The organism is Clostridium sp. NkU-1 (genome assembly GCA_001312405.1).
Map to the genome: position 1 here is coordinate 233,305 of BBDR01000004.1, position 26,085 is coordinate 259,389.

At 44.5% G+C, this 26,085-nt stretch carries 22 protein-coding genes and 7 pseudogenes; all 29 read left to right on the forward strand.

Features of this window, described 5'->3' with window-relative positions; translation table 11 throughout:
• Positions 1-21 precede the first annotated feature (21 nt).
• Positions 22-1,152 (forward strand): glycoside hydrolase family 88 protein, encoded by a 1,131-nt coding sequence (locus tag JCM10519_RS08780; RefSeq protein WP_347843617.1) that lies wholly within the window; start codon positions 22-24, stop codon positions 1,150-1,152.
• A complete protein-coding gene (locus JCM10519_RS08785; protein ID WP_347843618.1) occupies positions 1,109-2,614 on the forward strand; it encodes an alpha-L-fucosidase in 1,506 nt (501 codons plus the stop codon). The genes JCM10519_RS08780 and JCM10519_RS08785 overlap by 44 nt, the downstream gene beginning before the upstream one ends.
• Before the next feature lie 129 nt (positions 2,615-2,743).
• Complete coding sequence (locus JCM10519_RS28110; protein ID WP_347843619.1) at positions 2,744-3,001, forward strand: hypothetical protein; 258 nt, start codon at positions 2,744-2,746, stop codon at positions 2,999-3,001.
• A 40-nt stretch (positions 3,002-3,041) separates the two neighbouring features.
• Entirely contained in the window at positions 3,042-4,124 is a 1,083-nt protein-coding gene (locus tag JCM10519_RS08790; protein ID WP_347843620.1) for an extracellular solute-binding protein, read from the forward strand.
• A gap of 104 nt (positions 4,125-4,228) precedes the next feature.
• Positions 4,229-5,200, forward strand: a complete 972-nt coding sequence (locus tag JCM10519_RS08795; protein WP_347843621.1) for a PHP domain-containing protein — start codon at positions 4,229-4,231, stop codon at positions 5,198-5,200.
• A gap of 230 nt (positions 5,201-5,430) precedes the next feature.
• Positions 5,431-5,739: pseudogene (locus tag JCM10519_RS28115) on the forward strand (MFS transporter); the annotation flags it as partial.
• Between the two features lie 97 nt (positions 5,740-5,836).
• On the forward strand, positions 5,837-6,475 hold the full coding sequence (locus JCM10519_RS28120) for an MFS transporter (RefSeq protein ID WP_347843622.1): 639 nt from the start codon (positions 5,837-5,839) through the stop codon (positions 6,473-6,475).
• A 166-nt stretch (positions 6,476-6,641) separates the two neighbouring features.
• Positions 6,642-7,208, forward strand: a complete 567-nt coding sequence (locus JCM10519_RS28125) for a hypothetical protein (RefSeq protein ID WP_347843623.1) — start codon at positions 6,642-6,644, stop codon at positions 7,206-7,208.
• Positions 7,205-7,525 carry a hypothetical protein gene (locus tag JCM10519_RS28130; protein ID WP_347843624.1) on the forward strand — a complete coding sequence of 107 codons (321 nt, stop codon included), beginning with the start codon at positions 7,205-7,207 and terminating at the stop codon, positions 7,523-7,525. The genes JCM10519_RS28125 and JCM10519_RS28130 overlap by 4 nt, the downstream gene beginning before the upstream one ends.
• Positions 7,526-7,963: 438 nt before the next feature.
• Complete coding sequence (locus JCM10519_RS08810) at positions 7,964-8,404, forward strand: OsmC family protein (RefSeq protein WP_347843625.1); 441 nt, start codon at positions 7,964-7,966, stop codon at positions 8,402-8,404.
• Between the two features lie 69 nt (positions 8,405-8,473).
• Positions 8,474-10,156, forward strand: a complete 1,683-nt coding sequence (gene lpdA, locus JCM10519_RS08815; RefSeq protein ID WP_054738655.1) for a dihydrolipoyl dehydrogenase — start codon at positions 8,474-8,476, stop codon at positions 10,154-10,156.
• Between the two features lie 15 nt (positions 10,157-10,171).
• The gene (locus tag JCM10519_RS08820) at positions 10,172-11,077 is read left to right on the forward strand and encodes a lipoate--protein ligase (protein ID WP_347843696.1); all 906 of its coding nucleotides are present in this window, start codon (positions 10,172-10,174) and stop codon (positions 11,075-11,077) included.
• Positions 11,078-11,161: 84 nt separating this feature from the next.
• Positions 11,162-11,596: a MarR family transcriptional regulator gene (locus tag JCM10519_RS08825; RefSeq protein ID WP_054738659.1), complete on the forward strand. Its 435-nt coding sequence runs from the start codon at positions 11,162-11,164 to the stop codon at positions 11,594-11,596.
• 444 nt (positions 11,597-12,040) lie between these two features.
• Complete coding sequence (locus JCM10519_RS08835) at positions 12,041-12,292, forward strand: TM1266 family iron-only hydrogenase system putative regulator (protein WP_054738662.1); 252 nt, start codon at positions 12,041-12,043, stop codon at positions 12,290-12,292.
• 104 nt (positions 12,293-12,396) lie between these two features.
• Positions 12,397-13,812: pseudogene (hydG, locus tag JCM10519_RS08840) on the forward strand ([FeFe] hydrogenase H-cluster radical SAM maturase HydG).
• A gap of 84 nt (positions 13,813-13,896) precedes the next feature.
• Positions 13,897-15,132: pseudogene (hydF, locus tag JCM10519_RS08845) on the forward strand ([FeFe] hydrogenase H-cluster maturation GTPase HydF).
• A gap of 223 nt (positions 15,133-15,355) precedes the next feature.
• Positions 15,356-16,494: pseudogene (locus JCM10519_RS08850) on the forward strand (sodium ion-translocating decarboxylase subunit beta).
• A gap of 49 nt (positions 16,495-16,543) precedes the next feature.
• Positions 16,544-16,690, forward strand: coding sequence for a hypothetical protein (locus JCM10519_RS08855; RefSeq protein ID WP_347843626.1), 147 nt, complete (start codon positions 16,544-16,546; stop codon positions 16,688-16,690).
• A 260-nt stretch (positions 16,691-16,950) separates the two neighbouring features.
• A pseudogene (locus JCM10519_RS08860) lies at positions 16,951-18,214 on the forward strand (MATE family efflux transporter).
• A 455-nt stretch (positions 18,215-18,669) separates the two neighbouring features.
• Entirely contained in the window at positions 18,670-19,437 is a 768-nt protein-coding gene (locus tag JCM10519_RS08865) for an adenosylcobinamide-GDP ribazoletransferase (protein WP_054738667.1), read from the forward strand.
• Positions 19,438-19,472: 35 nt separating this feature from the next.
• The gene (locus tag JCM10519_RS08870; protein WP_054738669.1) at positions 19,473-20,075 is read left to right on the forward strand and encodes a bifunctional adenosylcobinamide kinase/adenosylcobinamide-phosphate guanylyltransferase; all 603 of its coding nucleotides are present in this window, start codon (positions 19,473-19,475) and stop codon (positions 20,073-20,075) included.
• Positions 20,076-20,098: 23 nt separating this feature from the next.
• Positions 20,099-21,094, forward strand: coding sequence for an adenosylcobinamide-phosphate synthase CbiB (gene cbiB, locus JCM10519_RS08875; RefSeq protein ID WP_054738671.1), 996 nt, complete (start codon positions 20,099-20,101; stop codon positions 21,092-21,094).
• 31 nt (positions 21,095-21,125) lie between these two features.
• On the forward strand, positions 21,126-21,575 hold the full coding sequence (locus tag JCM10519_RS28135) for an aminotransferase class I/II-fold pyridoxal phosphate-dependent enzyme (protein WP_347843627.1): 450 nt from the start codon (positions 21,126-21,128) through the stop codon (positions 21,573-21,575).
• Positions 21,550-22,215, forward strand: coding sequence for an aminotransferase class I/II-fold pyridoxal phosphate-dependent enzyme (locus JCM10519_RS28140; RefSeq protein ID WP_347843628.1), 666 nt, complete (start codon positions 21,550-21,552; stop codon positions 22,213-22,215). The genes JCM10519_RS28135 and JCM10519_RS28140 overlap by 26 nt, the downstream gene beginning before the upstream one ends.
• Positions 22,216-22,219: 4 nt before the next feature.
• Positions 22,220-23,758, forward strand: a pseudogene (locus tag JCM10519_RS08885) (cobyric acid synthase).
• A 208-nt stretch (positions 23,759-23,966) separates the two neighbouring features.
• Positions 23,967-24,528 (forward strand): annotated as a pseudogene (locus tag JCM10519_RS08890) (precorrin-8X methylmutase).
• A gap of 78 nt (positions 24,529-24,606) precedes the next feature.
• On the forward strand, positions 24,607-25,110 hold the full coding sequence (locus tag JCM10519_RS28145; protein WP_347843629.1) for a response regulator: 504 nt from the start codon (positions 24,607-24,609) through the stop codon (positions 25,108-25,110).
• Positions 25,080-25,514: a hypothetical protein gene (locus JCM10519_RS28150; protein WP_347843630.1), complete on the forward strand. Its 435-nt coding sequence runs from the start codon at positions 25,080-25,082 to the stop codon at positions 25,512-25,514. Before JCM10519_RS28145 ends, JCM10519_RS28150 begins: the two co-directional genes overlap by 31 nt.
• 41 nt (positions 25,515-25,555) lie before the next feature.
• Positions 25,556-26,065, forward strand: a complete 510-nt coding sequence (locus JCM10519_RS28155; RefSeq protein WP_347843631.1) for an AraC family transcriptional regulator — start codon at positions 25,556-25,558, stop codon at positions 26,063-26,065.
• Positions 26,066-26,085: the final 20 nt, after the last annotated feature.

Here is a 26,085-nt window from a genome sequence, read left to right on the forward strand (position 1 = left end):
CCCATTCTCCTTATGCAGACAATGGAAACACTTGAAACCTATGAGGCTGTCACCATAGAGGAAGCACGTCATGCGCTGAATCATGCGGTCGCCAGAATTAAAAATAATATTTCTAAATTTTATGATAGTTTCCCGGCGGCAAGCAGCGCCAACCAGATCTATCCTGCTGCAGAAAATGATGATTGGACCAATGGTTTCTGGACCGGACAGCTTTGGCTGGCATATGAACATACAAAGGAGGCGGCTTTTAAAGAAGCCGCCCTTCATCAAATACCAGGCTTTCAGGAACGTCTGATCAAAAGAATTGTAGTAGATCATCATGATATGGGATTTTTATATACACCCTCCTGTGTGGCAGCTTACAAGCTTACCGGTGACAAGCTGGCAAGAGAAACTGCTCTGATGGCAGCAGATAATCTGATGGGGCGGTTTCAGGCTAAGGGGGAATTTTTCCAGGCCTGGGGAAAGCTGGGCGATCCGAAAGAATACCGGTTAATCATTGATTGTCTTTTAAATATGCCGCTGTTATTTTGGGCGTCAGAGGAAACAAAGGATACAAAATACCGTGAGACCGCCCTTCGCCATATCCGAACCAGCATGAAATATGTGGTCCGTGAAGATTCTTCTACATACCATACCTATTATTTTGATCCGGAAACAGGAAATCCGGTGCGGGGAGTAACGGCACAGGGGTACCGGGACGGTTCCATATGGGCGAGAGGCCAGGCATGGGGAATTTATGGTTCGGCAATCGCTTATAAATATTGTCCTGATCCAATGTACATAGAAAGCTTTAGAAAGATTACAGCATGTTTTCTGGAGCATTTACCTGGGGACCTGGTACCTTATTGGGATTTTGACTTTACAGACGGCAGTACGGAACCAAGGGACTCTTCTTCCGGGGCAATCGCAGCCTGCGGAATGCTTGAAATGGCAAAATATCTGGAACCGGATGAAGCAAAGGATATGCTGCAGCATGCAAAACGTTTCATAAAGGCGCTGACACAGCATTGTTTATATCATTCTGATGAAGAGACCAACGGAATCCTGCTTCATTCCACTTATGCTAAAAGTTCTCCTTATAACACGGTAAAGGATAGCGGTGTTGATGAATGTACCCTATGGGAGATTACTTCTATACGGAAGCATTGATACGACTGACAGAACCGTGGGAAGCCTACTGGTAGAAAAGAGAGTAAAAATGAATCAATTAGATGAAAGGCTTATAAAAATTGTTCCGTCTGACAGACAGGTTATGCTGCAGAAAACAGAATTTTATGCATTCTTTCATTTTACGGTGAATACTTTTACCGGAACGGAATGGGGATATGGAACAGAATCAGCAGAGGTCTTTAATCCTGATCAAATGAATGCAGACCAATGGGCAGAAGCTGTTAAGGCGGCAGGGATGAAAGGAGCAATCCTTACCTGCAAGCACCATGACGGATTTTGCTTATGGCCCAGCAAATACACCGATCATTCTGTGAAGTACAGTCCTTATCTGAATGGAAAAGGAGATATTGTAAAGGAAGTGGCAGAGGCCTGTAAAAAAGCCGGTTTGAAATTTGGCATTTATCTTTCTCCATGGGATCGGAATCAGGAAACCTATGGACAGGGAAACGCGTATGATGATTATTTTGTGGCGCAGCTCACGGAACTGCTTACCGGGTATGGAGATATTTTCAGCGTTTGGTTTGACGGCGCTTGCGGGGAAGGCCTTAATGGCAAAAAGCAGGTCTATGACTGGCAGCGTTATTATGATACCGTAAGAAACTATATGCCGGACGCCTGCATTTCCGTAAGCGGGCCGGATGTCCGGTGGTGCGGCAATGAGGCAGGTGATACCCGGCCCAGTGAATGGAGCGTTGTACCGGCGGATTTATCGGTAGCAGAGCGGGTGGCGGCTTTAAGCCAGCATGCAGATGATCCGTCTTTCCGGCAAAGGGTAATAAGCAGTATGGAAGAGGATTTGGGAAGCAGGGAACGTCTAAGACAGGAGCAACACTTAATCTGGTATCCGGCAGAAGTGGATGTATCCATAAGGCCGGGCTGGTTCTACCATCCGGAAGAGGATGATAAAGTTCGGTCCCTGGATAACCTGATGGATATTTATGAAAAATCCGTAGGGGGAAATACCACCCTGCTTTTAAATATTCCTCCCATGCCAAGGGGACTCCTTCATGAGGAAGATGTAAAAAGGCTGCAGGAGCTGGGCAGGGAAATACAAAAAAGATACGGGAATAACCTGGCAGAAGGAACCGAAATTCTGGTCAAAGAAGAAAATGAGTGGAATCCAGTAAAAGATGTACAAACGGATGACTATGAAACTTACTATCAGGGAAAAGGTCCTAAGGCAGAATTTAAGATTTCCTGGAATGCCCCCCAAAAGATTTCAGCAGTTATTTTAAAAGAAAATATATTAAAAAGCCAGAGAATTGAGGCGTTTGAAATTTTATCCATGAAAAATGGAAACCTTGTAAGTTTATATAAGGGAACTACCGTAGGCTATAAAAAAATCGCCCGCTTTCCCCAGATAGAATCGGATATACTGATTGTACAAATTTTAGACTCAAGGATCGGGCCGACTCTTTCGTTTGTTGGTATATATGGATAAAAAAATCGGTTTTCCTTTGAAAAAATCCATAGAATGATAAAAATAGCATATAAAGTTAAAATACAACCTATGTAAATCAGATAAAATGTCAGCTATAATGGGATTATAAATAAAAGGAGGGTAACAGATATGAAATTAAAAAGTGCATTAAGACGCGGCACTGCTTTAAGCTTAGCTGCAGCCATGGTTTTAAGTACGGCCGGATGCGGAAAAGCCGATAATACTAAGGGCAGTACAGACAGTAAAGCAGCAGAAACGACTCAAAAGACAGACAGCGACAAGCCATTTGACGGTGTAACAGTAAAATGGGCACTGACAGATAATGCCGCAACCAGTACGGAAACAAAAGAAATGATAGCATTAATCAAAGAAAAAAACAGGTATTAATGTAGAATTTTTCATTACTCCTACATCAAAAGCAGGAGAAATGGACAAGGTGCTTGTAAGCCTGATGGCCGGAGAAGATATGGACATTATAGGCAGAACTCCCCTTCAATTAGAGGAATTCTACAAAGCTGCTGTTTTAGAGCCAATTGATGAGCTTGCAAAAGCAGATAATTATGATATGGATACGTTGTATGGCGGCCAGACTGTAAAATTTGAAGATCAGACATATGCAATTCCGGCAGAAAAAGATATTTGGCTGACCTATTATAATAAAAAGATTTTTGATGAAGCAAACATTCCTTATCCTACCGCAGAAGGCTGGACCTGGGAAAAATATGTAGAGACTGCTAAAAAGCTGAATAATCCTGATAAAAATGTCTGGGGCTCCTTTATGAGCGATGACGTTGCTTGCAACTATATGCAGGCAACACAGAAGGGCGCATCTGCTTACAAGGCAGACGGAACTGCTAATTTTGATGATCCGGCATATGCCGATGCCATGAAGTGGTTCTTCAGCCTGGGTAATGAGTTAAAGATTCAGCCTAACTGTCTGGATCTGGCTTCCGGCACATATCCATATAACTCCTTTATGGTAAATGGAAACATCGGTATGTACGTATATGGCGGCTGGGTAGCAAGTGCTTTATCTGATAAGGTAAAATACCCAAGAGACTGGGAACTTGGAATCCTTCCAATGCCTTATCCGGAAGGCTCTGATCCATCTTCTTTAACGATTACAAGCTGCTATGCGATTCCAAAGACATCCAAGAACAAAGAAGCAGCATTTGAAGCGATCAAAACCATTTGTGAAAACAAATATACCTTAGGCTACGGACGTGTTCCTGCCAAGATCTTAACAGAAGACGAAGCAAAAGCCTATATCGAAAGCAGCCTGCTTCCTAAATTTAAAGATGACAACTTAACAGTGGAAGACTTTATGGCAGGCTGGTTTGATAACAGCAGAGCATACTTAAGTGAAAAGATCATGGGTACTGCTGATACGACCATCGGACAGATTTATACCGAGGAAGGCCAGTTATACGGCCAGGGACAAAAATCACTGGAAGATACCATGAAATCAATTCAGGACAGAGCAAATGAAGCGATAAAAGAAGCACAGTAATAATGAGAAAGCGCTGCCATGGCATTTGGCAGCGCTTTCTTTTCAGTTTAGAAAGAACCGTCAGGAAAGGGAAGAGCAATGGATGAACGGATTTATCTTCTCCCATGGAGGGGAATTTTTATAAAGCGAATATGCACTGCCATACAACGGTTTCCGATGGAAAGCTGACACCTGAGCAGGTGAAAGAGGAATATGGGAAAAGAGGTTATCAGATCGTGGCCTTTACGGATCACGGGAAATATTGCCCTCACCACCAGCTGACCACAAAAGATTTTCTGGCCCTGGCAGGCTTTGGAGCGGAGCTGAGAAAAGGCCCCATGGACAGGGAGCAGGCCAGAGGAGGCGCTTTTCATATTAATTTCTATGACAGCAATCCGGATGAGATGCAGGAAGAGAAGGCAGGAGCCTGTGGGAAGGAAACCGGAAATTATGATTGTTCCGGCATCAATGCCTACATAAAGAAGATGAAGCAGCTGGGCTTTCTGGCATGTGACTGCCATCCATACCGGTCCATGCAGAATTATGAGGATTATACAGGGCTTGAAGAGCTTTTTGCCATGGAGGTCTATCATTACCGCAGCGATCTTTTCGAACTGAACGGTTACAATCCCCAGGCTTATGATGAGATGCTGCGCTGCGGGAAGAAAATTTACTGCCTGGCATCAGACGGCAACCAGAATGAATATCCCATGGGACATCCGTTCTGCGATTCTTTTGGAGGCTTTATAAGGATCAAAGCAAAGGAGCTTACCTATCCGGCAGTGATGAAGGCCTTAAAAAGGGGTGATTTCTACAGCTCCATGGGTCCTGAGATCCATTCCCTCTATATCGAAGGCAAGGACCTGGTTGTAAAAACCAGCCCGGTAGAGAAGATTTACATGAAAATGGAAGGCAAGAACTGCCGCATAAAAGCAGCGCCCCACGGAGAAACATTGGAAGAGGCAAGATTTCCTTTAACGGGAAGGGAAGGCTACATCCGTGTGGTGTGCCGCAGTGAAAACGGGCTGTATGCAAATTCCAATGCATATTTCCTGAAGGATCTGCCCTTAAAATTCGTCACAGATCAGGAGACATAAACTTGGACAGAATGATACAACAAAAAAAAGATCCGGTCAGAAAAAAATGCAGTCCATGCTGTTCTGGCTATGTTGGGCAGCATATTTTTCTACATATCTTGGGAGGCTGAATTATTCCGCCTCTTTAACGGAAATTATCAGGGTGGAAGGATATGATAAGGGAGCGGCAGGTTTTATAGGAACCGCATTCTTTTTTTTCCTATGGACTTGGACAGCTTTTCAGCGGAATACTGGGAGATAAGAAAAAACCTTATAAGATGATCTTCGTAGGGGTTCTGGGTTCAGGAATCTGCAATGGGGCAATGGGACTATCTGGATCTGTCTGGCAGATGGCGGTGGTATGGTGTATCAATGGCTTATTTCAGTCCTTGATCTGGTCGCCGATCATTAAATTGTTTTCCGACTGGATTCCCACATGCAACCAGAAAGAATTCTGCGTAAACATCAACAGCAGTGTTCCCATCGGAACCTTTGCAGCATATGGGCTGACTGCGCTCATTGTTTGGAAATTTCATTGGAGAACGGTCTTTTTCTTTTCTTCCCTGTGTCTGGCAGTTATCAGCCTGGTCTGGTTCTTGGGCAGCCGCAAAATAAGAAAGGATGTGGAAGAAAACGGAATTTTAGAAGACCAGATCCTTGTTTCACAGAATAAAAAAACAGGCAGATGCTTCCATGTGGGAACTGGTTCTGGCTTCCGGAATGATTTTCTTTTGCTTTGGACTGATGTTCCAGGGAGTTTTAAAGGATGGAGTGACCACCTGGATTCCCACCTATATCCGCGAAGAATTTCATATGGAATCCGTAATCTCCATTATCAGCACCACTGTCATACCGGTGTTAAACTTAAGTGGAGTTTATCTGGCTTCCATTGCAAACAGGAAGATTTTCAGAAGCGAGATTGCCACATCTGCTTCATTTTTTGCCTTATGTGCGGCAGCTCTGACTCTGTTAAGGCTTTATAATGGCGGATCCGTGATAACTGTGCTGATCTTATTTGGCCTGGCAACCACGGCAATGATGGCGGTGAATACCATGCTGGTCAGCATGGTGCCCATATATTTCGCCCCTTACGGGAAATCCTCTACTGCTTCCGGGATTTTGAATTCCTCTGCTTATGCAGGAGGAGCGATCTCTGCCTACGGAATCGGAGTATTGTCTGAGAAAGCGGGCTGGGATGTCACCATTTTGATCTGGATTATCATTGCCCTTTTGGGAGCCGTGGTATGCACGGCCGGAAAAGCCCGGTGGAAGCGGTTTCTTCAAAACGGCAATTAACCGAAGCAAGCAGGGGCCCGGAGGGTCTGATCCATTGGTCATTGCGAATATCCGCTTGACGGGATAGGAGGAAAAAAAGGTTGAAAGACAGAATTTATTTATTGCCGGAGCCGGAAGGTTTTATAAAGCGAACCTTCACAGCCATACGGTCATATCAGATGGAAAAATGACGCCGGAAGAGGCCAAGGAAAACTATAAGAAGCATGGGTACCAGATTATGGCCTTTACGGATCACAGGATCTATCGGAATCATGAGGAATTGAACGATGAGGAATTCCTGGCGCTTGCTGCTGTAGAGGTGGACATCAATGAGGTAAGCCCGGACAGACTGCGTCCGGAAGATAAGACGTATCATATTAATTTGTACGATACGAAGCCCGGATATGAGCGGGCCAGAAAGGAACAGGGAATCTGCCCGGAATGTAAGTATGGGGACTTTGATTATATTAACGGATATCTGGAAGAGATGAAAAAACTGGGGTTTCTAGCCTGCTATAACCATCCTTACTGGTCCCTGCAGAACTACAACGATTATAAAGGCCTAAACGGGCTTTTTGCCATGGAAATCTATAATTACGGCTGCGAGCATGACGGACTGTACGGTTATAATCCTCAGGCCTATGATGAAATGCTCCGCTGGGCAAACAGCTGTGGTGCCTGGCAACAGACGATAATCACAACGGCCATCCGTTTGATGATCCTCTGTGCGATTCTTTTGGAGGCTTTAACATGATAAAGGCGGGAAGCCTAAGCTATGACGCAGTTATAAATGGGCTGGTAAAAGGCCATTTCTACAGCTCCATGGGGCCGGAGATAAAAGAGCTTTATGTGGAGGGCAAAGAGCTGGTGGTAAAGACCGGGCCGGTGCAGGCTATCTGTGGGATCACGGACACCACCAGATCCTGCCGCAGAGCTGCCGTACAGGGAGAACCCATTACAGAAGCAAGGTTCCTCCTTCAAGGGAACGAAACCTATATCCGGGTGGAATGTAAGGATGAGAAGGGGCTTTTTGCCAGCAGCAATGCCTATTTTCTTTCCCATCTGGAATGACTCTGAGTACCACATAGAGGCAGCCCATTTGATAATGCGTCTATTTTCCCGGACTTTATAGTAAATAGCATCCATAAACACAAAGGGTTTATTTGTTGTAATTGTAAGCTACAATTGCCATGATAAAAAGTTCCTTTTCAATGAGAATTCCGTTATGAATTTCTTATTGGAAAGGAACTTTTTATTTAGCAATTGGATCCAGGCATAAGTATTCGGTCTACCTGGCAGTGGGAGAGATACCGCCAAAGAAAGAGGGGCCAATAATGGAAACGGAAGGAGGAATCAGGCAAAATTCTGGCTTAATCACATCGAGGATATATAAAGATGATAAAAAAATAAAATATATGCTTAGCTAACTATTGATTTTTATAACGCAATATGTTATATTATTAACAAGTTAAATTATTATCCAATACTTATTAAAAAGGAGATGGCATTATGTTGACGACTTTTAAAGCAACAGCTAAAACATTACCTGAAGGTTTACAGGTAGAAACAAATTCAAGAGGTTTTAAAATCCTTCTTGACGAGCCGGAAGATCTGGGTGGTACGGATACTGCTATGAACCCTGTGGAAGCCCTGTTGTGTGCCCTGGGCGCATGCCAGTCCATCGTAGCGAAAGCATTTGCGGCTGCCCACAATATTACTTTTGAGGAATTCCATGTTGAGCTGGAAGGAGATCTTGATCCGGACGGATTCATGGGATTGGCAGATGTAAGAAATGGTTTTCAGGAGATTCGTTTTGTAATGCATTTTAAAACAAACGAACCAAAAGAGAAAATAGAAGAGTTTGCAAAATTTATTGAGAACACCTGCCCTGTAGGTGATTGTTTATCTAACGGTGTAAAATTAGTTTTATCCGGTGTGGCAATTGATTAAATAGTATTGAAAGGAAAAAGAGCCTATCTTATAAAATTGGCTCTTTTTCTATAGAAAAGGAGAAAACTTATGCTTATTAAAATGTCAATAATTCCTGGTGGGAAAATGGGCAAGGTAGGTAAAATAAATGTGAAAACAGGTGATAAGGTCGCTGCCGGTGATATTCTTGTACAAATTGAAACAGCCAAAGGAAACCGCCAGATTAAAGCCCTGTCAGATGGAACTGTTTGTAAAATATTATGTGAAGAGGGCATGGACATTGCATCAAATGCTGACATGTTTGAGATCGCCGAGGATCCTGCAGATAAAGAAGCCGCGGCAGCAAATTGTGATTGCGCCTTAAAGGAAGCCCCTAAGGAAGCAACTGCCGATTTACTTATAATAGGTGCAGGCCCTGGCGGATATGTTGCCGCTATTTATGCAGCGAAAAGCGGCTTAAAAGTAACTCTGGTTGAGCAGTCAGCATTAGGCGGCACCTGTCTTAATGTGGGATGCATTCCTACAAAAGCCCTTGTTAAATCTGCAGAAATCTGCCACAATGTAAGGAATGCGTCCGTCTTTGGTATTGAGACAGGCGGTCCGGTTTCAGTAAATATGAAACAGGTAATTGACCGTAAGGATAAGATAAAAGACAGACTTGTTTCCGGAATTGATTTTCTTATGAAAAAAAATGAAATCAATGTAATTTCCGGCCAGGCATCATTTATGGATAAAAATACAGTAGCAATAAAAGGCCAGGATAATTATATCATAAAGGCACAAAATATTATTGTGGCAACAGGTTCGAAAATTTCAAACATTGCCATTCCGGGTATAGAACTTCCTTTTGTCCTGAACAGCACAGCAGCGTTGTCTGATTGCAGGCTTCCTAAATCCATAACCATTATTGGCGGTGGTGTAATCGGAATGGAATTTGCATTTATATATAAAAACCTCGGTGTTGATGTCCATGTGATTGAATTTATGGACCGGCTGCTGACCATGGTCGACAGGGATATTTCAAAAGAACTGCAGGATATGGCAGAAGAAAACAACATTCACATTCACACCGGTTCAAAGGTCAAGAAAATTCAAAGTTCCATCGATGGTATGGCGGTTGTTACCTATGAAAACAATGCCGGGGAACATTTAGTGGTAAGCGAAAAGGTATTGGTGGCTATTGGCAGAGAACCCAATCTGGATGGATTGTCCATTGAAAAAAGCGGCGTTTTGTTAAACGAAAACGGAAGAGGGATCCAGGTAGATCATTCCATGCGTACAAATATTGACAATATTTATGCTATTGGAGATGTAACAAATATCATTCAGCTGGCTCACGTAGCTTCCCATCAGGGTATCATTGCTATAGATAATATATTAGGAAAGCATAAAGAGATGAATTATTCAGCTGTTCCTAATGTAATATTTACTTCACCGGAAATCGCAAGTGTGGGTATTGGGGAAGACGAAGCAAGAATCAAAGGCATTGACATTGAAGTAAGTAAATTTTCCTTTGCTGGAAACGGAAAGGCTTTGACCATGAATGAGGCGCGAGGCTTTTTAAAACTGATTAAAAACAAAAATACAGGAAAAATAATAGGCGGGTCAGTCATAGGTGCCGATGCCTCTTCTTTAATCAGCTCATTAACATTAGCGATTGCCAATGGATTTACTGATAAAGAAATCACCGAAACCATATTCCCGCACCCTACTACCAGTGAAACGATTCATGAAGCCGCACTGGATTTTGGAATTGGAGCCTTGCATCAATAATGAAAAAAAATAGTAATATCCGAAGAATTTGATCCCTGCTTTAATATAGCAGCAGAGCATCAGCTGTTTTTAACCTCTGAGGAAGATATCCATCTGTTTTTATGGCAAAACGATTCATCTGTCATTATAGGAAGGAACCAGAACCTGTATGCAGAATGCAATCTGGAGTACTTAAGGGAACATAACGTAAAAGCAGTCCGCAGGTTTTCCGGGGGCGGGGCAGTGTACCATGATAAAGGCAATGTTAATTTCACTTTTATTACAAAAGAGGCATCAGCCAGCCAGGATCACTTCATCAAGCTGATACAGTCAGCCATGCAGCGGCTTGGGATCGACTGCGAATTTAGCGGCAGAAATGATTTATTATTCAAAGGCCGAAAGTTTTCCGGTCACGCATATTATACGGACGGCGATAATTACATGTATCATGGTACGGTTATGGTCAATGTAAATTTTGAGCAGTTGGAAAATGCCCTTACACCGTCAAAAATAAAGTTAAAGTCCAAAGGTGTGGAATCCGTAAGGAGCAGAGTCACTAATCTATCAGAAATAAACAGTGAAATCACTGCCCAGTCAGTTATTCAGGCCTTTATAGAGACCTTTGAATGCAAAAATGTTGAATATATTAATAAAAATAATTTTCAACCGCCATTAGAGAAAGTCCTCTCGTCTGACAATTGGATGTATGCCCAGTCACCTAAATTTGATGTGGAGCTGGAACGTAACTATTCTTTTGGAAATATGTCTGTGTATATCTCAATCGCTGATGACATGATTCAAAATGTAAAAATAAGCACGGACAGCTTGAAACTATATGATTTTAAAGCCTGTGAAAAGGAACTGTATAAAACCCGTTTTAACGAACAGGCGGTATGGGACTGTATAGTGCGGTATCTTTCGAATTATCCTGAATTTTCATAATATAAGGAAAAGATTTTGAAAAACATTGTACACCAGATCGTTTTATGTTAATATATGATATAAAAAAATCAGATGGTGAGTATTATGTTTAATTTAGATGATTGTATTGCCTTTGTTACTTGTAAAGGAGCAAAGGATTTAGCAGATTCTTTAGAAAAGAGGCTGAATAATTTTAATATAACAAGAAGCCAATGGATTGCATTATATTATATCAAAAATAATGATATGATCACTCAAAGGCAGTTGGCCGATAAAATGTCTCTAAAAGAACCGAGTGTTGTCAGGTTAATAGATAAAATGGAACGGTATGGCTGGGTCAACCGCATCAGCAGCAACGATGACAAAAGAATGAAATTTTTAATTCTAACCGATAACGGCAAAGAAATTGAGACAGCCATGCTGGATGTTGCAGAAAAATTCAAATCTGATGTGCTTAACGGCATATCTTTTGAAGACCTGGATGTATTTAAATCAACACTTAACAAAATGCTTGAAAATATTGAGGATGACAGCAAATAATAAAAACTTCAGCCCCTTTAAGGCGTAATAAGGAAAATGATAGGGGTAGTGCAGGCCGCCAGCTTATCTGGCGGCCTTTACTTCACTCCATTATAATTCGTACAATCAAATATCAAAGTCTTTCCACCTTCAAAGGTGGATTCTTCCATACCTGGAATACTATTTAAATGAATGATTTCCTGAATGGTCCTATAGTTTCCCTCTGAGCTTCTGTGACATTCCCTTAAAAAGCAATAAACAAATTAAAATATACATAAAAACCAAATTGAAAAAAATTCTCACTTATGTTATGATAAAAATATAACAGCATCCTGACACCAAAAACACAGTTTGAAGTAGAAGGTTCGGCATATGAGGAGTCTTTGATTTGCCGCGCCTTGATGGCGCGGCTTTTTTTACTTTTATAAAGCATTCATTGCCTGGTTAAAAGAACGGAGGGAAAGCATGGAAACGAGAATCGCCGTAATCGGCATCGTTGTGGAAGAGGAAGAATCTGTGGAACTGCTGAATGAAATCCTTCATGAATACCGGAAGTATATCATCGGCCGCATGGGAATCCCCTATCCGAAAAAGCAGGTAAGCATCATAAGCATTGCTGTGGATGCGCCTCAAAGCATCATTTCCGCACTGACCGGAAAGATCGGGAAATTAAAGGGAGTCAGCTCCAAGACGGCCTATCAGGGTGTGAAGATTTAAAAAAGTTAAGGAATAAAACAGCTGTTTCCAGGGCAATGACCTGTGAAATTAATAAACCACTGACGGAAAAGCAAACGCTGACCCTAAAGAAAGGAAGAATTACTATGTATGATCCAAAATCGCTGAAAGCGGAGGAATTCATTTCCCACGAAGAAATTCTTGAAACTCTTGATTATGCGGAGAAAAACAAAGACAATGCAGAACTGGTTGACCAGATCATTGCCAAGGCAAGGCTCTTAAAGGGCCTGACTCACAGGGAAGCATCTGTGCTCTTAGCTTGTGAGATTCCGGAAAAAAATACAGGAATTCTATGATCTGGCAGAACAGATCAAAAAGGATTTCTACGGAAACCGTATTGTGATCTTTGCACCTCTTTATCTTTCCAACTATTGCGTAAATGGCTGTACCTATTGCCCCTATCATCTGAAAAACAAACATATTGCCAGAAAGAAGCTGACTCAGGAAGAAGTGGCAAAAGAAGTGATTGCCCTTCAGGATATGGACATAAGCGCCTGGCCATTGAAGCCGGTGAGGATCCGGTTAATAATCCCATCGAATATATTCTGGACTGCATCAAGACCATATATTCCATTAAACATAAGAACGGCGACATCCGCCGGGTAAACGTAAATATAGCTGCTACCACTGTGGAGAATTACAGAAAGCTTAAAGAAGCAGGAATCGGAACTTATATTCTTTTCCAGGAAACCTATCATAAGGAAAGCTATGAAAAACTTCATCCCACAGGACCGAAACATGATTATGCGTATCACACCGAAGCCATGGACCGGGCCATGGAGGGCGGAGTTGACGATGTAGGTCTGGGTGTTCTGTTTGGACTGGAGATGTATAAATATGAGTTTGCCGGTCTTATGATGCATGCAGAGCATCTGGAAGCGGCTCATGGGGTAGGACCTCATACTATTAGTGTTCCCCGCATCAAAAAGGCCGATGATATCGATCCTGATGCCTTTGATAATGGAATTGATGACGAGACGTTTGCAAAGCTTTGTGCTCTGATCCGGATCTCAGTTCCTTATACTGGGATGATCATTTCCACCAGAGAAAGCCAGGCAGTAAGACAAAAGGTGATCCGCCTTGGAGTGTCCCAGGTCAGCGGCGGTTCCAGAACCAGCGTTGGCGGCTACCAGGAGGAGGTCCGTCCTACAGATACGGAGCAGTTTGACGTATCGGACCAGCGTTCCCTTGATGAAGTGGTCCATTGGCTCATGGATATGGGCTATATTCCTTCTTTCTGTACGGCCTGCTATAGGGAAGGGCGTACGGGAGACCGTTTTATGAGCCTTTGCAAAAGCGGTCAGATCCAGAACTGCTGTCAGCCCAATGCCCTGATGACATTAAAAGAATATTTGATGGATTACGCTTCCGAAGATACGAAAAAAGTCGGTGAGGCCCTGATCGCAGCGGAGCTTAACCATATTCCAAAGGAAAAGGTGCGTCTGATCTGTGAAGATCATTTACAGAAAATAGAAAAAGGAATCAGGGATTTCCGTTTCTGATCCTTAAGGCAGCCGCCAAGGTTAGGCAAGCTTTATTTTGGCTCGCTGCATGGCAGAAATTGACGGTAGGAAGAGGTGACAGGCATGGGACTTAATGAAACACCATCCTCTGAGCGGGTGCATATTGGCTTTTTTTGGCCGCCGCAATGCAGGAAAATCAAGCGTTGTCAATGCAGTGACAGGACAGGAGCTGTCCGTTGTATCGGAAGTAAAAGGAACTACCACGGATCCTGTTTTCAAATCCATGGAGCTTCTTCCCATGGGGCCTGTGGTGATCATTGATACGCCGGGCTTTGACGATGAAGGCGCTCTGGGAGAGATGCGGGTAAGGAAGACAAAGCAGATCTTAAACAGGGCCGATTGTGCGGTCTTAGTTGTTGATGGGACTGTTGGAAAGACAAAAACCGACGAAGAATTGATCCTTCTGTTTAAGGAAAAAAAGATTCCCTATGTGGTTGCTTATAATAAATGTGATTTGACGGGACCCCGGAACTATGACGACGGACTTTCTGTCAGCGCGTCAGAAGGCCAGTTCATCTACGAATTAAAAGAACGGATCGGCAGCCTTATAAACACCGGAGATACAAAAATGAGGATTGCAGGGGATTTACTGAATCCATATGACCTGGTGGTTCTTGTGATCCCTATTGACAAGGCGGCACCCAAAGGCCGCCTCATCCTGCCCCAGCAGCAGGTGATCCGGGATATTCTGGAGGCCGGTGCCATATCCGTGGCAGTGCGTGAAACGGAATTAAAGGAAACCCTGGAAAGGCTGGGGACCAGGCCTGCCCTTGTCATTACGGACAGCCAGGTCTTTGGACAGGTAAGCAAGGATGTGCCGGAAGAGATCCTTCTCACCTCCTTTTCCATCCTGCTGGCCAGGTATAAGGCTTTTTAGAGGATGCCGTGAAGGGAGTGGCAGCCATCGGTGATTTAAAAGATGGGGATAAAATCCTGATCTCCGAGGGCTGTACCCATCACAGGCAGTGCGATGACATTGGAACCGTAAAGCTTCCCCGCTGGCTTTTGCAGTATACGGGGAAAGAGCTTTTAATGGAGACTTCCTCCGGACGGGAATTTCCGGAAGACTTGTCAGCCTATAAGCTGATCATCCACTGCGGCGGCTGTATGCTTAATGAAAGGGAAATGGAATTCCGCAGGAAGTGTGCGTCGGATGCAGGTGTGCCATTTACTAATTATGGAATTGCTATCGCTTATATGAAGGGCATTTTAAAAAAGGAGCTTAAAAGCGCTTCCTCATTTGGAAGAATTGCTGCATTAAAAGTGCCTGGCCTCATTGACTTATGGCTATATTTATGATATGGTAATGATAATCAGATATGGGGGAGTAGTCAGCATGCGTCGGCTAAAACGGCCTTCTATGTATATCAGCATGCAGTTAAATCAACATCCTGAACAGTAATGTTCTGGTTTAATTTGAAAAGACAAGACCTGTGTCCTAATTTAGGGCAGGTCTTGTCTTTTCGTTGTATATGACGGCTTCGCCGATAAAAAGGAGTACCAATACGAAGGGAGATAAAATATGAGCTTTTTGTTGTCAGGTCTTACCTCTGTTACCATTCCACAGTTAATCATGTATCTCGTCGGTTTTTTTGCTGATCTATCTTGCTGTCAAAAAAGGGTACGAGCCGTCGCTCCTTCTTCCCATGGGATTTGGGGCCATACTGGTCAACCTGCCCATGTCCGGCGTGATCGATCAGACTCTTCCCGGCATAGGAAATACCCATGGCATTATCCAGTGGCTGTTTGAATCAGGGATCGAAGCCTCGGAAGCGCTGCCTCTTCTCCTGTTTATCGGAATCGGGGCCATGATTGATTTTGGGCCTCTGTTATCCAATCCCATTATGATGCTGTTTGGTGCAGCAGCCCAGTTTGGTATTTTTTTAACGATTTCCGTGGCTGTTTTGCTCGGGTTCAACCTTTCTGACGCGGCATCCATTGGTATTATCGGTGCTGCCGACGGCCCTACCTCTATCCTGGTATCCCAGATACTCAAATCAAATTACATCGGACCAATTGCAGTAGCGGCTTATTCCTACATGGCCCTGGTCCCCTTAGTCCAGCCCTTTGCCATTAAGCTGGTTACCACTAAAAAAAGAACGGCTGATCCGGATGCCTTATAATCCGATGACAGTTTCTAAGAGAATGCGGATCCTGTTTCCTATTGCAGTGACCATGATCGCCGGATTTGTAGCTCCTCAGTCTGTTTCTCTGGTAGGCTTTCTGATGTTTGGAAATCTGCTCAGAGAATGCGGCGTGCTGACCAGCTTATCAGATGCGGCACAGAATATTCTTGCAAATTTGATTACCCTGCTTTTGGGAATCACTGTTTCGTTCAGCATGAGGGCAGAAGCATTTGTTACCTGGCAGACTCTTATTATCCTGGGACTTGGCCTTGTTGCTTTTGTGTTTGACACCATAGGTGGAGTGCTGTTTGCCAAGTTCATCAACCTGTTTAGAAAGAATAAGATCAATCCCATGATCGGCGCAGCCGGTATTTCCGCTTTCCCCATGTCAGCCCGTGTGGTACAGAAGCTGTCCATCAAGGAAGACCCCACCAATCATCTGCTGATGCATGCTATTGGGGCCAATGTTTCCGGGCAGATTGCCTCTGTATTGGCAGGCGGAATTATTTTAAACCTTTTAACCACATTATTATGATCAGCAGCCATATATGGAATCTCCGCTGCCTGATAGAAAGGAGCCAGCTATGCTTGAAAAATTTCTCCTGTCACTGGATATTATGTGGAAGGGAATGCTTAGTATATTTGTAGTAATCATCATTATCACACTGCTCATCATAGGGTTTCGGTGGGTTGAAAAAAATCTTTTAGATAAAAAAGATGAAAAAAAGTAAATTATGAAATATCATAAAGAAAGGGTTAAGATCACAGAGGATTGACAAACAGTGAAAACTGTATTATGATAGCTCTGGTTTTAAATAAATAACCTGTTCTTTGCCACCGGGTAAAGAATTTTAAGGTGTTCTGAAATATTCCGTTAGGTCGCAGAAGGAATATTTTAAGAACACCTTTTTTATGTTGAAAGGAGGATATGGGATGGAACAATCTGTCTTAAAAAAACTACGCCAAATATGTGAGCCTTAATATTCTGGGAATGATCGGGCTTTCCTGCTATATACTGGCAGATACCTTTTTTTGTATCAAAGGCACTGGGCGCTACAGGCTTGGCGGCACTGAATTTTTCAATTGGGATTTACAGCCTGATTCATGGTACCGGCTTGATGATCGGTATGGGAGGTGCCACCCGTTACAGCATTCTGAAATCCCAGAATGAGGGAAAACGGATAAATGCCGTTTTTACCGCCAGTATAAAGCTGGGAATTCTGACAGGAGTGCTGTTTGCAATCACAGGAGTTCTGGGTTCCGGGCCTCTGGCTGTATTATTGGGAGCGGATGCAGCTACACTGCCTCTGACTAAGGCATATTTAAGCACCATACTCTGCTTTGCGCCTTTTTTTATCCTGAATAATATCATGCTGGCATTTGTGAGGAATGACAATAATCCTAAGCTGTCGATGATTGCAATGCTGACAGGAAGCCTTTCCAATATAATTTTGGACTATATATTTATGTTTCCGTTTGGAATGGGGATGTTTGGTGCAGCCTTTGCCACAGGCCTGGCGCCTGTTATCAGTCTTGTGGTTTTATCTGCCCACTTTATAAAAGGGAAAAGCGGTCTCCGGTGGTTGCAAAGCAGAATTCAGTGGAAGGCTGTCCATGATATCCTTGGTCTTGGCCTGGCCGCATTTATTACGGAGGTGTCTTCGGCTATTGTCTTGATCACTTTTAATTTAATCATCCTGGAACTGGAGGGAAACCTGGGTGTTGCCTCCTACGGGATCGTGGCCAATATAGCACTTGTAGGAATCTCGGCTTTTACAGGAATTGCACAGGGAATACAGCCGCTGGTCAGCAAGGCTTATGGATCAGGGAACGGTATTATCATAAAAAAACTGCTTCAATATGCGGTTGTCACCTCCCTGGCAATTGCATCAGCAATTTATTTCCTGGTATTTTTCTGTTCGGATCAAATGATCAATGTATTCAACAGTGAGCAGAATGCTGCAATTACACGTCTTGCCAGGGAGGGGCTTAGGATCTACTTTGCCGGATTTTTCTTTGCAGGAATCAATATTATTGTATGCATGTATTTAAGTGCTGCCGAGCGGGGGATGAATGCCTTTATTATTTCGGTGGCACGGGGCTGTGTTGTCCTTGTTCCCATGGTGCTTATGCTGAGCCGCATTTGGGGAATGACAGGGGTATGGATGGCATTTGTTATGACGGAAGGTTTGGTAAGTGTTCTTGGCATGATATTAGTGTTTTGGAAAAAGGGGAGTGATCTTCTCCATTCGTAATGCAGATATTTGATGGGTCCCTGAAGAAAGCATATGAGCCGGAGATTAGATTGCCGGTATGAAGCGGGGCGCAAAAGGTGAGTATTATAATCGGAATATAACTGAGAGAAACGCTGTTTTGTTTGTTGCGCAGCGTTTCTCTTTATGTTTTAAGTGCATAGCAAAGCAGATTACACAAGCCGGTAACCCCAGATACTGGAGTCATCAGTGATTTTCACAGTCAAAATAAGTTCACTGCAATAAGTTTACAAACATTGTTAAGGCGATGATATGGATATAATTTGTTTCATTAAGATTGGAACTGTTTGGACTATGGGGGTGTAATGGAAATTTTCATATCATAGGAAAACAAAGACAGTACGTTTGAATGGAAATGACATTTTTCTTATTCTGTGATATGATAATTTTATATGCCGGGTGTGCCGCCTGGTTTCAGTATTATGAGGAGGAGTAATATGAATCTTTTTGGCAGCTTAGTTATTGCGTTTTCCATGTACTCCCGTATCCCAATGCCCCAGATGGAATGGACAAAGGAGCGGATGAAATATGTCATGTGCTTTTTTCCATTTATCGGAGTGGTCATCGGCCTGCTGGAATTTGCAGCCGTTCTCGGCTGCAATGCCCTGGGCTTTCGCTATTTCGGGCAGATACTTCCGGTAGTGATTCCCATCCTGGTTACAGGAGGCATACATATGGACGGATTTCTGGATGTGGTGGATGCCAGATCTTCTCACGGAGACAGGAAGAAAAAACTTGAGATATTAAAGGATCCCCATACAGGCGCGTTTGCCATCATTGGCTGCGGTGTTTACCTGGTTCTCTATCTGGCCGCCTTTTTGGAAATGCGTCCGGTCATGATACCGGCTTATTGCCTGACATTTGTGGTTACAAGGGCCTTAAGCGGACTGTCTGTTGTGACATTTCCCATGGCTAAGGAAAGCGGGCTGGCAGCCTCCTTTTCCGGAGCTGCCCAGAAGAGGGCAGTGGCCATTACCATGGTTATGTACCTGGCAGCGGCGGGCTGGGGAATCTGGCATCTGGGAGGAATGCTGTCTGCTGCAGTGGGCCTTTCCATTTCTCTTCTTGTTTATTGGTATTATTATGCCATGGCAAAGCGGGAATTCGGAGGCATCACCGGCGATCTGGCAGGATATTTTCTGCAGATATGTGAACTGGCACTTGTGGCAGGACTGGCTGTTGTTTCTCATCTGGTATCATTATAAAAGAGCGGAGAGGGAGCACCCTATGAGTAAACTTTATGCCCAAAAGCTGGGAAGGAAAGAGGAAATACCCTGCGGGTATGCCTTTATGCCTAAAAAGCGTGGGCGGGAAAGAGGATAGCATGATATTGATTATAGGCGGAGCATGGCAGGGAAAGCTGGCCTTTGCCATGGAGCTGGCAAAGAGTGCCGGAAAAATGGCGGAAACCGAAGGGAAAACGTCTTTTAATCCCCTGCCTGTGAGCAGCGTGCCCCGCTTCACAGGGCATCAATTGGATATGCAGGAATATCCGCTTGATTCATCAGTAGGCAAAAGTGAGAAAAGTGAAGAGTATGAGATCGCAGAAGGCAGCAGGGACAGCTTTGAAGCAGCCATGACATGCCGGCTCATCCATGGCCTTCACGAGTATATAAGACGGCTTTTAAAAGAAGGAAAAAGCGTTGATGCTTTTCTTGAGGCGGTCCAGCAGCAAAATCCCCATGTCATTATTACCTCCAATGAACTGGGCTGCGGCATTGTGCCTCTTGACCCGGAAGACAGGGAATGGAGGGAAGTGTCAGGAAGGGCATCCGTAAGATTAGCCAGGAATTCCAAGGAAGTTTACCGTATGGTATGCGGAATTGGGACCCGGATTAAATAGACAAAAGGTCAGGGAATGAAATAATGATACGACTACATTTAGCAGCAGTGCTGACAGGATGCTTTTTGGATCTGTGCTTTGGCGATCCCCGCTGGCTTTGGCATCCGGTCTGCGGGATTGGCTCTCTCATAAGCTGGCTGGAAAAAAAGCTCAGGGAAAGGTTCCCCAAGGATGAAATGGGGGAAAGAAGAGCTGGTTTATGGCTGGTGATCCTTGTGCTTTTTATCACAGGCACCATGTCTGCGGCAATTCTTTGGACTGCTTACTTCCTTTCCCCTTATGCGGGATTTTTCATAGAAAGCGTGATGTGCGGTCAGATGATGGCATGGCGTTCCCTGAGGGAAGAAAGCATGAAGGTTTATAAGGCTTTTTCCGGTGGGGATGTGGAAGGAGCCAGGCAGGCCGTATCCATGATCGTGGGCCGGGATACAAAAGGCTTGTCTGAAGAAGGAATTACAAAGGCGGCAGTGGAAACCGTGGCGGAAAATACCTCCGATGGAATCGTGGCTCCTCTGCTTTTCATGGCTCTTTTTGGAGGAGTGGGAGTGTTTTTATACAAAGCAGTAAACACCATGGATTCCATGGTGGGCTATAAAAATGAACGGTATCTCTGGTTCGGACGGGCAGCGGCCAGGCTTGATGATATCTGTAATTTCATACCGGCCCGCCTGTCTGCGGCGCTTATGATAGGAGCAGGATATGTGTGCCAGTTTATTTACGGTATGAGAAAGAAAGAAAACCCATACAGCGGCAGGAATGGCCTCATAATATTTAAAAGGGACCGCTTTAATCACAAAAGCCCTAATTCAGCCCAGACGGAAGCAGTTTGCGCAGGGGCGCTGCAGATCCAGCTGGCAGGAGATGCCTATTATTTTGGAAAGCTGTATGAAAAGCCCACCATTGGAGATCCTGTAAGACCGGTGGAATACAAGGATATCCCCAGGGCCAATCATCTTATGACGGTAACTTATGTGTTGGGGCTGATTCCTGTATGTTTGCTGTTCCTTTTGACTTTTTAAGACAATCATATTTTAACTGGAGAAAAATAATATGGAATACCAGCATGGCGGAGATATTTATACCAATAATGTTACAATAGACTATTCAGCCAACATAAATCCCCTGGGACTTCCCCGTGGGGTAAAAGAGGCTCTTTATAAAGCAGCCGACAGCTGTTCCTGTTACCCGGACAGCAGGTCCATGAGGCTTCGTAAGGAACTTGCAAGGTTTCACGGCGTTTCGGCAGAGAACATCATCTGCGGAAACGGGGCTGCGGATTTGATCTTTCAGATTGTACAGGCATTAAAGCCGAAAAATGCTTTGCTGATCGCCCCCTCATTTCTGGAATATGAACAGGCCCTTAAGGCATCTTCCTGCAATATTTTGTATTTTAGCTTAAAGGAGGAAAACGGGTTTCGGCTACATGAAAAGGAACTGATAGGCTGGCTGGAAAAAAAGCAGGACCAATGTCCAAATGATGTTTTTATGCAATCCCAATAATCCCACCGGCTTTGCGGCGGAAAAGGAAGCTATGGCGGCAATTCTTAAATATTCCAGGGACCGGGGAATCTTTTGCATGGTAGATGAATGCTTTAATGAATTCCTGAAGGAGCCGGACCGGTATTCAGTCCTTGATTTAATAGGCCGCAGCGGCTATGAAAACGTATTCCTTTTAAAGGCATTTACAAAACTGTATGCCATGGCCGGGCTGCGATTGGGCTATGGGATATGCACAGGAAAAGAGGTTCTGGAACAGATGAATCTCATTCGGCAGCCCTGGAGCGTTTCAAGCCTTGCCCAGGCGGCAGGAGAGGCGGCCCTTATGGAGACAGAATACGTAGAGGAAACAAGGCAGATGATTGCCTGCGAACGGGAGTATTTAAAAACAGCCCTTTCTTCCCTTGGTTTTCAGGTTTTTGATTCCATGGCTAATTATATTTTTTTCAGGGATTTGAGGCCAGAGGCCCTTACCCGGGAAAAGCTGCTTTATAAGCAGCTTCTGGACCGGAAAGTCCTGATACGTTCCTGCTCCAATTACAGAGGGCTTGATGATGCCTATTACCGGATCTGTGTCAAGCAGCGGGAGGAAAATGAAGAATTTCTTTCCATATTGAAATCCATAGTGACAGAAGGGAAATAACCAAATGGCAAAGACGATCATGATACAGGGAACCATGTCCAATGCAGGAAAAAGTCTGATTGCAGCCGCTTATGCCGGATATTCAAACAGGATGGCTACCGGGTGGCACCTTTTAAATCCCAGAACATGGCCTTAAATTCCTATATTACAGAAGAGGGGCTGGAAATGGGAAGGGCCCAGGCGGTCCAGGCGGAGGCGGCAGGAGTAAAGCCGGAGGCAGCCATGAACCCAATCCTGTTAAAGCCGACCAATGACATCGGATCCCAGGTAATTGTAAACGGCATATCCATTGGAAATATGCCTGCAAGGGAGTATTTTGCATACAAAAAAAAGCTGGTGCCGGAAGTTGAACGGGCATTTCATAAGCTTTCAGAGGAATACGATATCATCGTCATAGAAGGAGCCGGAAGTCCGGCGGAGATTAATTTAAAGCAGGATGATATCGTAAATATGGGAATGGCAAAAATGGCGGAGGCCCCGGTGCTTCTGGTGGGAGATATTGACCGGGGAGGTGTGTTTGCACAGCTTTACGGAACCGTAATGCTTTTGGAACCAGATGAAAGAGCCTTGATCAAAGGCCTGATCGTCAATAAATTCCGTGGGGATAAATCCATTCTGGAACCAGGGCTGGACATGATTGAAAAACAGCTTTCCATCCCGGTTGCCGGTGTGGTCCCATATATGGATGTGGAGCTGGAAGAGGAGGACAGCCTTGGAAACCACTTGGCAGGAACGGTTAGAACGGACCGGACCGCAGTGGAAATCGCCGTGATCCGGATGCCCAGAATTTCCAATTTCACGGATTTTCAGGTTTTCTCTACCATACCCTGGGTATGCCTGCGCTATGTGGACCGTGTTTCTGATCTGGGAAATCCGGACCTTGTCATTCTGCCTGGCAGTAAAAATACGATTGGAGATCTGCTTTGGATGCGGGAAAGCGGCCTGGAGGCGGCAATCCTTAAGCTTCAGGCAAGGGAAGTCCCTGTATTTGGAATCTGCGGGGGTTTTCAGATGCTTGGAGAAAGTATCTCCGATCCCTTCCAGGTGGAATCGGAAGCAGCTGCCATGCCGGTGCGTGGCATGGGACTTTTACCGGTCCGCACCGTGTTTGGAAAGGAAAAGACCAGAACAAGAGTGGCAGGCTCCTGCACCAGCGTAGGCGGAATTTTTGAGGAACTGTCAGGCATGGAGGTGGAAGGTTATGAAATCCACATGGGAGAAACCACCAGATCCGTGCCGCCTCTTTCCTATGTCATGGAATCCCAGTCAGGCTCCCATTTGGCAAAAATGGACGGATGCCAGAGGGGAAATGTGTACGGCACCTATATCCATGGCTTCTTTGATAAAGAAGGGATTGCAATGACCATTACAGAAGCTTTGGCAAAAAAAGAAAGGCCTGGCCATGGAGCCGGATGGCGGTTTTAACTACCAGGAATACAAGGAAGAGCAATATGAACGGCTGGCCGCTCAATTAAGGAACAGCCTTGACATGGAAAGGATCTATGGGATAATGTTCACGAAAGCAATGAGCAGTGTGAAATAGGGCAGGAGAAGATTTTCGTTGTGCTTGCACAAAAGAAAATCTTGTCATGACCTATTTCATAGGACGAATGCCCGTGAGCTGGCAAAACCGCAGGTTTTGCCAGCTCCACTGCAGACTTATGAGGAGAATTCAATGAAAGGCAATGAACGAAAACTGGAGCGGGTGCTGCCCGAGGAAATAGAAAAAAAGAAGTTTTGAACTGATAACCATGGAGCTTGGGGAAAAAGTCCTTGATCCGGAAAATGAACTGGTCATCAAACGGGTAATTCATACCACCGCTGATTTTGAATATGCGGATAATCTTGTGTTTTCCCCCCATGCCGTAGGGGAAGGAATCAGGGCATTAAAAGAAGGCGTCCGGATCATTACGGATACCAACATGGGAATGGCCGGCATTAACAAAAACGCCTTAAAACATAATAAATGTACCGTTACCTGCTTTATGTCGGATGAGGATGTAGCAGAGCATGCAAAGCTTCACCACACCACCCGTGCCTGTGCCAGCATGGATAAGGCGGCAGGGCTTTCGGAGGATTGTATTTTTGCAGTGGGAAATGCTCCCACTGCCCTGGTACGTCTTTATGAATTGATAAAAGAAGGGAAAATCCATCCCAGGCTTATCATCGGAGTTCCGGTGGGCTTTGTCAATGTGGTCCAGTCAAAGGAAATGATCATGTCCCTTTCTGATATACTTTATTGTGGCCAGGGGAAGAAAGGGCGGAAGCAATGTGGCAGCGGCAATCGTAAATGCCCTGCTTTATCAGATATAGCAGCAGTAACCTGGTTGATTGCCCATAGTTTTGGACATAAAGACATACCCGGCAGGATTTTTAGAGGGGAAGAACAGCATGGAATTATATAGCATAATTTTAGTAGATGACGAAGAAGAAGTGCGTAAGAGCATTATTAAGAAAATTGAATGGCAGGCAGCCGGATTCCGGGTGGTGGGGGATGCGGAAAATGGGGAAGATGCCATGGAAAAGATCGAGGTTTTGGAACCGGATGTGGTTTTGACGGATATCCGGATGCCATACATGGATGGCCTGGCTCTTGCGGAAAAAGTGAGGCAGCGGTATCCTTCCATGAAGGTGGTGATCTTTTCCGGCTACGATGATTTTGAATATGCCCAGAGAGCGATCAAGCTGAATGTAACGGAGTACATTTTAAAGCCGGTCAATGTGGAAGAGCTGACCTCCATATTAAAAAGGATCAAGGGGAATCTGGATCAGGAAATAGAGGAAAAAAAGGAATTTAAGCCGCCTTCGGGAAAATTACCGGAAAAGCCTCCCCATCATCAGGGAGCAGTTTTTTTAATGATCTGGTGCACAAAGATCTTTCAGAGGACCTGGTAGAACAGAAACTTAAGGAATATGGCGTGCCGGTCATGGGGGCAAGGAAATGGATCATCGTTGCCATTGATGTGGAGAAAGGGGAGGTCAGGGAAACTCTTTCCCTTCACCATGAGGAGGAACTGATCCCTATTTCCGTTATGCAGATCGTAAGGGAAAAATTAGAGGGCTATTGCAGGTTTGCCCTTTTCCAGTCTGTTTCAGAGGCGGAAATGGTGGTGATCGTGGCCCTTGATGATGACAACTCCACCACAGGGCTGATCGATGTTCTTGGAGATATCTGCAGAGAAACAAAGCGGATCCTGGAGGTTCCGGTCACAATGGGCATCGGCAAAAGCTTCCGGGAGCTGTCCGTTTCCGGGAAGCCTACCAATCCTCCATTGATGCCCTGGGCTATAAAGCCATAGCCGGCAGGGGCACTACCATTTACATCAATGATATGGAGCCAGTGGGAGTAGGAAAACTGGAATTTGACAGTGTGACAGAAGCGGACTTGATCTCAGCCATAAAATTCGGTCCCAGTGAAAAGATCGAAGCAGCAGTTGCCAGGATCATTGAAAAGATGGAATCAGCAAAAGTACATTACCGCCAGCAGCAGGTTTATATGTTCGGCGTTTTAAACAGTGTCCTTCAGATGATGCAGCAGTATGACCTGGCCCCCACGGACATTATGGGCGGGGAGCTTAAAAGCATGGAGATTTTTGACAGGATTAAGAAGAAAGAGGAATTCGGTCAGTGGATTTTTAAAATTGCAGAGAAAATGAACCAGTTAATTAATCAGGAGCGTGATTTCACCACACGCCAGGTGATCCAGGAAGCAAAGCAGTATATTATGGACAACTATCAGAATCCGGATTTGTCTGTGGAAATGATATGCCGCCACCTTCATATGAGCCCTGCATATTTCTCCACCATATTTAAAAAAAAGAAACAGGACAGGCCTACATCGCATATTTAACGGATGTCCGTCTTAATAAG